Source organism: Pedococcus sp., from assembly GCF_036554925.1.
GTDB lineage: Bacteria > Actinomycetota > Actinomycetes > Actinomycetales > Dermatophilaceae > Pedococcus_A.
Genome location: NZ_DATBMI010000159.1, coordinates 1 through 6,671, shown reverse-complemented (window position 1 = coordinate 6,671; position 6,671 = coordinate 1). Strand labels below are relative to the sequence as shown.

8 protein-coding genes are annotated in these 6,671 nt (G+C 70.4%); 4 read left to right on the top strand and 4 right to left on the bottom strand.

Translation table 11 applies throughout. The features are described from left to right. Window positions 1–299: 299 nt before the first annotated feature. Window positions 300–515, top strand: a complete 216-nt coding sequence (locus VIB11_RS12935; RefSeq protein WP_332031645.1) for a hypothetical protein — start codon at window positions 300–302, stop codon at window positions 513–515. A gap of 129 nt (window positions 516–644) precedes the next feature. On the opposite strand, the gene VIB11_RS12930 is transcribed toward VIB11_RS12935, so the two are convergent. The 4 genes from VIB11_RS12930 to VIB11_RS12920 form a co-directional block, all read right to left on the bottom strand. Next, complete coding sequence (locus tag VIB11_RS12930; protein WP_332031644.1) at window positions 645–965, bottom strand: hypothetical protein; 321 nt, start codon at window positions 963–965, stop codon at window positions 645–647. A gap of 494 nt (window positions 966–1,459) precedes the next feature. Continuing rightward, window positions 1,460–1,795, bottom strand: a complete 336-nt coding sequence (locus VIB11_RS12925) for a YnfA family protein (protein WP_332031643.1) — start codon at window positions 1,793–1,795, stop codon at window positions 1,460–1,462. 42 nt (window positions 1,796–1,837) lie between these two features. After that, window positions 1,838–1,996, bottom strand: coding sequence for a MerR family DNA-binding transcriptional regulator (locus VIB11_RS17795; RefSeq protein WP_414695828.1), 159 nt, complete (start codon window positions 1,994–1,996; stop codon window positions 1,838–1,840). Window positions 1,997–2,023: 27 nt separating this feature from the next. Continuing rightward, the gene (locus VIB11_RS12920) at window positions 2,024–2,392 is read right to left on the bottom strand and encodes a hypothetical protein (protein ID WP_332031642.1); all 369 of its coding nucleotides are present in this window, start codon (window positions 2,390–2,392) and stop codon (window positions 2,024–2,026) included. 138 nt (window positions 2,393–2,530) lie between these two features. Here VIB11_RS12920 and VIB11_RS12915 point away from each other — a divergent pair, with 138 nt between their 5' ends. The 3 genes from VIB11_RS12915 to VIB11_RS12905 all read left to right on the top strand — a co-directional run. Next, window positions 2,531–2,938, top strand: coding sequence for a Fur family transcriptional regulator (locus VIB11_RS12915; RefSeq protein ID WP_332031646.1), 408 nt, complete (start codon window positions 2,531–2,533; stop codon window positions 2,936–2,938). A gap of 50 nt (window positions 2,939–2,988) precedes the next feature. Then, entirely contained in the window at window positions 2,989–5,175 is a 2,187-nt protein-coding gene (gene katG / locus VIB11_RS12910) for a catalase/peroxidase HPI (protein ID WP_332031641.1), read from the top strand. A 265-nt stretch (window positions 5,176–5,440) separates the two neighbouring features. Beyond that, window positions 5,441–6,671: lytic transglycosylase domain-containing protein (locus tag VIB11_RS12905; RefSeq protein ID WP_332031640.1), on the top strand; the 1,231-nt coding region annotated here is incomplete at its 3' end.

Below are 6,671 nucleotides of genomic sequence, written 5' to 3'. Positions count from 1 at the left end.
GACCACCGCCCTGTCGGCATCCGTGCCCATGAGGGGCCGGAGGTGCCGAGCCTGAACTTGGTGGTCGAGGGCCCTGGCAATGCAAACACCGGCTTGCTGTCATCCCCTGCCACAACCGAGAGGCTGGCGCCTGAGCGGCAGGTTGTGCGGGGGGCAGCCCAGACCGATCGGCGCATTCCGCGTCAGGCCGTTCACCTCAATACGCCGGTATGCCGCCTCGCACTCGGTACAGTCCGTCCACTTCCTCACAGCGATCTTGGCCTGGCCGCTACCGGCCCATCCGAAACCAAGGAGCCCGCATGATTCGGACCTCATCGGCACGTGCCCTGGGCTGGGGCATGGCGTTGTTCCTCCCGGGCGTCGTCGTAGCCGTGGTCTTCTTCATCTCCGGCCTGCCTGCCGTGGGAATCCTGGGCAGCTTCGTAGCGATGGCCGGGTGGATCTGCCTCACCTTGGGAGTGACCGACCTGGCCAGCAAGACTGACGCCCTGTACGAACGGAACGGCCCAGTCTGAGGTCTCGGCCGGCGATCTGAACGCGTCCCGTTGTGAACGTGCTGCTCATGACGGATCACACCGCCGGCACCACCGACGCCTCCGCAGCTCTCGACCATGCGCTTCGCACACCGGGCGCAACGCGCTCCATCACGCAGCGCGAGACCGGCTGGCAGGCGCCGATCCGACAGGGGCGATCAGGCTCAGCGTGCCGAGATCGCCTTGGCGACCTTGGCCTGAGGAACATCCGAGTGGTGGCGGCGCTTTGACCCAGCCGATGGCGAGCCCGGCCACGTAGTTGAGCGCCATCAGCCCGATCAGCAACAGGACGAACTGCTTGCCGCCGACGGCGTAGAACAGGACTGACGCGACGGCGATGACGCCATTGCGGCACCTGTGCGGCAGGAGCCAGGTCGCGACCAGCGTGGCTGGCAGGAAGTACCAGAGGAACAACGGCGCGGCAAAGGACACGTCGGCTCCTCGTGTGACTGATCCAGGGTCGGCGCCATCTACCCGATTTCGGACGTCGTGCCGGTGAACTCGCGCGGGTGGTTCCGGGTGTCGTCACGGGCGACTCCTCAATCGCCACCGCCGTGGGGTCCCCCTATCATTCGTGCGTGCGAACCTTCACTGCCCGCTCCGTCGCAGCACGACCGCTTGTGGTTCTCACTTGGATGCTTCTGTGGTTCGGGGCGTTCTCGCTCTTCGGCATGGTGCGCGAACGCATCGACACCTCCCCGATCCAGCTCTTGCTGGGCATCCTCATCTTCTCCGCGTGCCTCGGGTTGGGGTTTGTGTTGCAGCGTCGGATGCTGTCCTGCCTCGGCCCCGCCACGGCCACTCGGCGACGGAGGGCACAGTTGGGCGGCCGGTAGCCTCGGGAGCCAGCCGCCAGCCCCGGACTGGCAGCGGTGTGCCGCAGGTCGTGGACGCTTAACCAGGTCGTGGACGCCGAACCGACCCAGCTACGCCCCTCGGGGCGAGTACATGATCACCGCCACACCAACCAGGCAGATCAAGGCCCCGACCACGTCGTACCGGTCAGGCCGGAACCCGTCCAAGGCCATTCCCCAGGCCAGGGAACCGGCGACGAACACTCCGCCGTACGCAGCCAGGATGCGGCCGAAGTGGGCGTCGGGTTGGAAGGTGGCCACGAAGCCGTACAGCCCCAACGCGATCACTCCGGCTCCCACCCAGGCCCAGCCTCGGTGCTCGCGGATGCCCTGCCAGACCAGCCACGCTCCGCCGATCTCCGCCACCGCTGCGAGCACGAACAAGAGGATGGACCGGGTCACCGTCATGGCGGCGATCCTCCCAGAGCTCACCGCTCGACCCCCGACGCCTCAGGGTGCGCGCGCCTCGCGGACGAGCCGGCTGGGGCGCGCGGCCGCGGCGCGGGCGACGGCGCCAGCGCCCGCCCACCTGCGTGTCGGCGGGGCCAACAGACCGCGGCGCTCGTAGTAGCGCAGCGTCTGCTGGTTCACCCCCGCGGCCTTGGCCACCTCGCCGGACCGAGGCCGGGCGCTGCGTCAACCGACATGGCGATCACCACCGCGCGCCGACTCCGCGCGCTCGAGCAGAGCGCTGAGCACCTCAACGCGTGCAGGCGGGACCTCGACGTCCAGCCGCACGCCGACCGTGCCCGACTCCCGCGCGGGGAGCTGCGTGACCGTGAAGCCGAAGAACGAGCAGCACGAGGCCTCGCGGTCCGCCAGCTCACGCACGGTCACCTGCAGACCCTCGGGCCCGGAGAGGACCAGAACGCCCCGTGTCGCCTCTGGGCGTTCGACGCGCACCAGGTACCGCCCGAACAGGTCGTCGAACTCAGCCACCCGCAGCGGCTGCTCGGCCGTGGGCAGGGTGCAGGCATCCGGCGCCACCCAGGGAACGGTCATCATCCACACTCCTCCATGGCGAGGTCGACCGATGATCCACGTTAAACCGGATCTGGCGCTGTGGCGGCCCGCTTCTTGATTCATTCAAGAAAGAGGGGCAGACTGCGCAGGGTGACCACCGCAGCCTCGCACTTCGAGAGCATGCTGCGCGGGACCCCCCTCCGCGTCACCCGTCCGCGGCTGGCCGTGCTGGCCGCGGTGGATGCCCATCCGCATGCCGGCACCGAGTCGATCCTCCGCGCCGTGCGCAGGGACCTCCCGGCGGTGTCCCACCAGGCCGTGTACGACGTGCTGCGTGCCCTGACCGAGGCGGGCTTGGTGCGGCGCATCCAGCCGTCCGGGTCCGTGGCCCGCTACGAGCTGCGGGTCGGAGACAACCACCACCACGTCGTATGCCGTGTGTGCGCCACCATCGCCGACGTCGACTGCGCCGTCGGCCACACCCCCTGCCTCACCGCCTCCGACGACCACGGCTTCACCATCGACGAGGCCGAGGTCACCTACTGGGGCCTGTGCCCCGAGTGCGCGGCAGCGACCTCACCGCGCTGACCGCGCCATCACCCCCAGCCCCCACCCAGAGACGAAGGAGATGTACTCACGTGGTCGACCACGGCAGCGAGAGCGAGAACCCGGTAATCCCCTCCCCCGAACCGAAGACGGATCGGCGGCCCCACAGCAACAGGGACTGGTGGCCCAACCAGCTGAACCTCCAGGTGCTCCACCAGCACTCCCCCTACGCCAATCCCCTGGGTGAGGGCTTCGACTACGCCGAGGCGTTCAAGAACCTGGACGTCGAGGCGTTGAAGCAGGACCTCATCGACGTGATGACCACCTCGCAGGACTGGTGGCCGGCCGACTTCGGCCACTACGGAGGCCTGTTCATCCGGCTCAGCTGGCACGCCGCGGGGACCTACCGCATCGAGGACGGCCGCGGCGGCGCAGGGGACGGCTCGCAGCGCTTCGCCCCGCTCAACAGCTGGCCCGACAACGCCAACCTCGACAAGGCCCGCCGCCTCCTCTGGCCGGTCAAGAAGAAGTACGGCCAGAAGATCTCGTGGGCCGACCTGCTCGTGCTGGCCGGCAACGTCGCCTTGGAGTCCATGGGCTTCAAGACCTTCGGCTTCGGCTTCGGCCGGGAGGACATCTGGGAGCCCGAGGAGATCTTCTGGGGTCCCGAGGACACCTGGCTCGGCGATGAGCGCTACAGCGGCGAGCGCGAGCTCTCCGGTCCGCTCGGCGCGGTGCAGATGGGCCTGATCTACGTCAACCCCGAGGGCCCCAACGGCAACCCCGACCCCATCGCGGCAGCACGCGACATCCGCGAGACCTTCCGCCGGATGGCGATGAACGACGAGGAGACCGTCGCCCTCATCGCCGGCGGCCACTCGTTCGGCAAGACCCACGGCGCCGGCCCGGCCGACAACGTCGGTCCCGAGCCGGAGGCCGCGCCGCTGGAGGAGCAGGGCCTGGGCTGGCACAGCACCTACGGCTCCGGCAAGGGTGCCGACACCATCACCAGCGGCCTCGAGGTGACGTGGTCCAACACCCCGACGCGTTGGGGCATGGGCTTCTTCGAGAACCTGTTCCGCTACGACTACGAGCTGGTCAAGAGCCCGGCCGGGGCGCACCAGTGGGTCGCCAAGGAGGCAGAGGCCACCGTGCCCGACGCCTTCGACCCCGCGAAGAAGCACCGTCCCACCATGCTGACCACCGACCTCGCGCTCCGCCTCGACCCGGAGTACGAGCAGATCTCGCGCCGCTTCTACGAGAACCCGGACGAGTTCGCGCTGGCCTTCGCCAAGGCCTGGTACAAGCTGCTCCACCGCGACATGGGCCCGGTCTCCCGCTACCTCGGACCGTGGGTGCCGGAGCCGCAGCTCTGGCAGGACCCGGTGCCGCCGGTCGACCACGAGCTCATCGGGGCCGAGGACATCGCGTCCCTCAAGCGGGCCATTCTCGACTCCGGCATCCCCCTCGCCGACCTCGTCTCGACGGCGTGGGCCGCTGCCGCCAGCTACCGCGACACCGACAAGCGCGGTGGAGCCAACGGCGCGCGGATCCGCCTGGCACCGCAGAAGGACTGGGAGGTCAACGCGGGCACGGCTCCGGTCATCGAGCGCCTCGAGCAGGTGCAGCAGGAGTTCAACAGCGCGCAGACGGGCGGCAAGCGGGTCTCGCTGGCCGACCTGATCGTGCTCGGTGGCTCCGCAGCGGTCGAGCAGGCCGCGCGCGCCGCCGGCGTCGAGGTCGAGGTGCCGTTCGCCCCCGGGCGCACGGACGCCACGCAGGAGCAGACCGACGTGCAGTCGTTCTCGGTCATGGAGCCCCGCGCCGACGGCTTCCGCAACTACCTGCGGGCAGGCGAGAAGCTGCCGCCGGAGACCCTGCTGCTCGACCGGGCGAACCTGCTGTCGCTCACCGCCCCCGAGATGACGGTCCTCGTCGGCGGCATGAGGGCCCTCGGCACGAACCACGGTGGGGCGCAGCACGGGGTCCTCACCGACCGCCCGGGCGTGCTGAGCACCGACTTCTTCGTGAACCTGCTCGACATGGGCACGGAGTGGAAGGTCGCGACCGACACCGAGAACGTCTACGAGGGCCGCGACCGCGCCACCGGCGAGGTCACCCGCACGGCCACGGCCGTCGACCTGGTCTTCGGCTCGAACTCGCAGCTGCGCGCGATCGCCGAGGTCTACGCCGAGGACGACGCCAACGAGAAGTTCGTCAAGGACTTCGTGGCGGCGTGGGTCAAGGTCATGAACCTCGACCGGTTCGACCTCGTCTGACGCGAGGCCCCGGTCACAGCGATGTGACCGGGGCCTACCGGCGGTGCCCCACCGAGTTCGTCGCCTTCGGCGGGGAGTCGCGGTGGCCACCGACGCACCCGTTCCGGCAAAACGCGTAGGGGTGCCGTAGCCCCGGTGACCCCCGCCGTCCAGTTGACGTAGCCGAGTCACTAGCCCCTTCGGGCCATCTTGTCCCAAAGGCCTTCCCCTGCCGTCGGGGCCGCGGTCGGATGGATGGGTCCGGGGACGCCGGAAGGGGGACGCGATGCGCGGCACGGTGATGGCACTGGCGGGAGCCGCTGCGCTGGGGGCCCTGATCGCCACCCAGGTCCCGTCAGCGGGCCCATCGCTCTCGACCGAGGGTTACCGGCCCGGCGGTGGGTGGCCCTATGCGTCCGGCGCGCAGGAGAACCTGGTCACCGACCCGCTCCCCAGCCCCCCGACGGGTGAGCCCGCCGCTTCGGCCGACCCGTTCGCCGCGGAGCGCGGCCGCGCCCTGCGGACCGCCTACGACTCGGTTGCGGGTGCGGTACCCCCTGAGTGCAACCTGACCTCCGCCGTCCTGGCGGCCGTCGGCCAGGTGGAGTCCGGCTCGGCGGGAGGGCGGGCGATCGGAGCGGACCACCGGGTGAACCCACCCATCTACGGGCCCATGCTCGACGGTGGCGCACGGGCCGCAGTGCACGACACCGACGGTGGGTCGTTCGACGGCAGCACGGCGTGGGACCGCTCCATGGGCCTGATGCAGATGCTGCCTGACACCTGGCGCACGTTGGGCGTCGACGGCGACGACGACGGCCTGGCCGACCCGCAGAACGTCTACGACGCGGCCCTGGCCGTGGGGAGCCACCTCTGCGCTGGCGGCCGCAACCTCGCGAGCGAGCCAGCCCTTCGAGACGCCGTGTACGCCTACCGGGGCTCCGCCGGATATGTGGACGCGGTTCTGGCGTGGACGCGTTACTTCACCACGCACGGGCTTGACTCCCTCGGCGACCTCGGCTCCGCCAGGCCGCCGGAGGTCAGGACGGCCGAGCTCGACTCGCCGATCGTCGTCGCCGCCCTGCCCGGCCGGCCCAGGGTGGCCCCCGACCCCTCCAGCTCCCGAGGACTGCTGGGCCTCCTGGCCAACGGCTTGAGTTCCGGACGCTCCTTCACCGACGTCGTCGCAGCGGGTCCGAGGAGCACGACAAGGCCGACCCCCCGCGCCGGCACACCCACGACGCCCGGCTCCCCCACCGTCGGGACGACGTCGCCGATCACCACGACGCCACCGGCCGGGACGACCGCTCCGTGGCCGACGACGACCCCGCCGGTCACCACCACCGAGCCGCCGGTCACCACCACCGAGCCGCCGGTCACCACGACCGAGCCGCCGGTCACCACGACCGAGCCGCCCGTGACCACGACCGAGCCGCCCGTGACCACGACCGAGCCGCCGGTCACCACGACCGAGCCGCCGGTCACCACGACCGAGCCGCCGGTCACCACGACCGAGC

Coding starts and splice junctions, on each gene's coding strand:
- VIB11_RS12920 (WP_332031642.1), bottom strand. CDS start 2,392: ATGATGACCGTTCCCTGGGTGGCGCCGGATGCCTGCACCCTGCCCACG.
- VIB11_RS12925 (WP_332031643.1), bottom strand. CDS start 1,795: ATGACGGTGACCCGGTCCATCCTCTTGTTCGTGCTCGCAGCGGTGGCG.
- VIB11_RS12935 (WP_332031645.1), top strand. CDS start 300: ATGATTCGGACCTCATCGGCACGTGCCCTGGGCTGGGGCATGGCGTTG.
- VIB11_RS12915 (WP_332031646.1), top strand. CDS start 2,531: ATGCTGCGCGGGACCCCCCTCCGCGTCACCCGTCCGCGGCTGGCCGTG.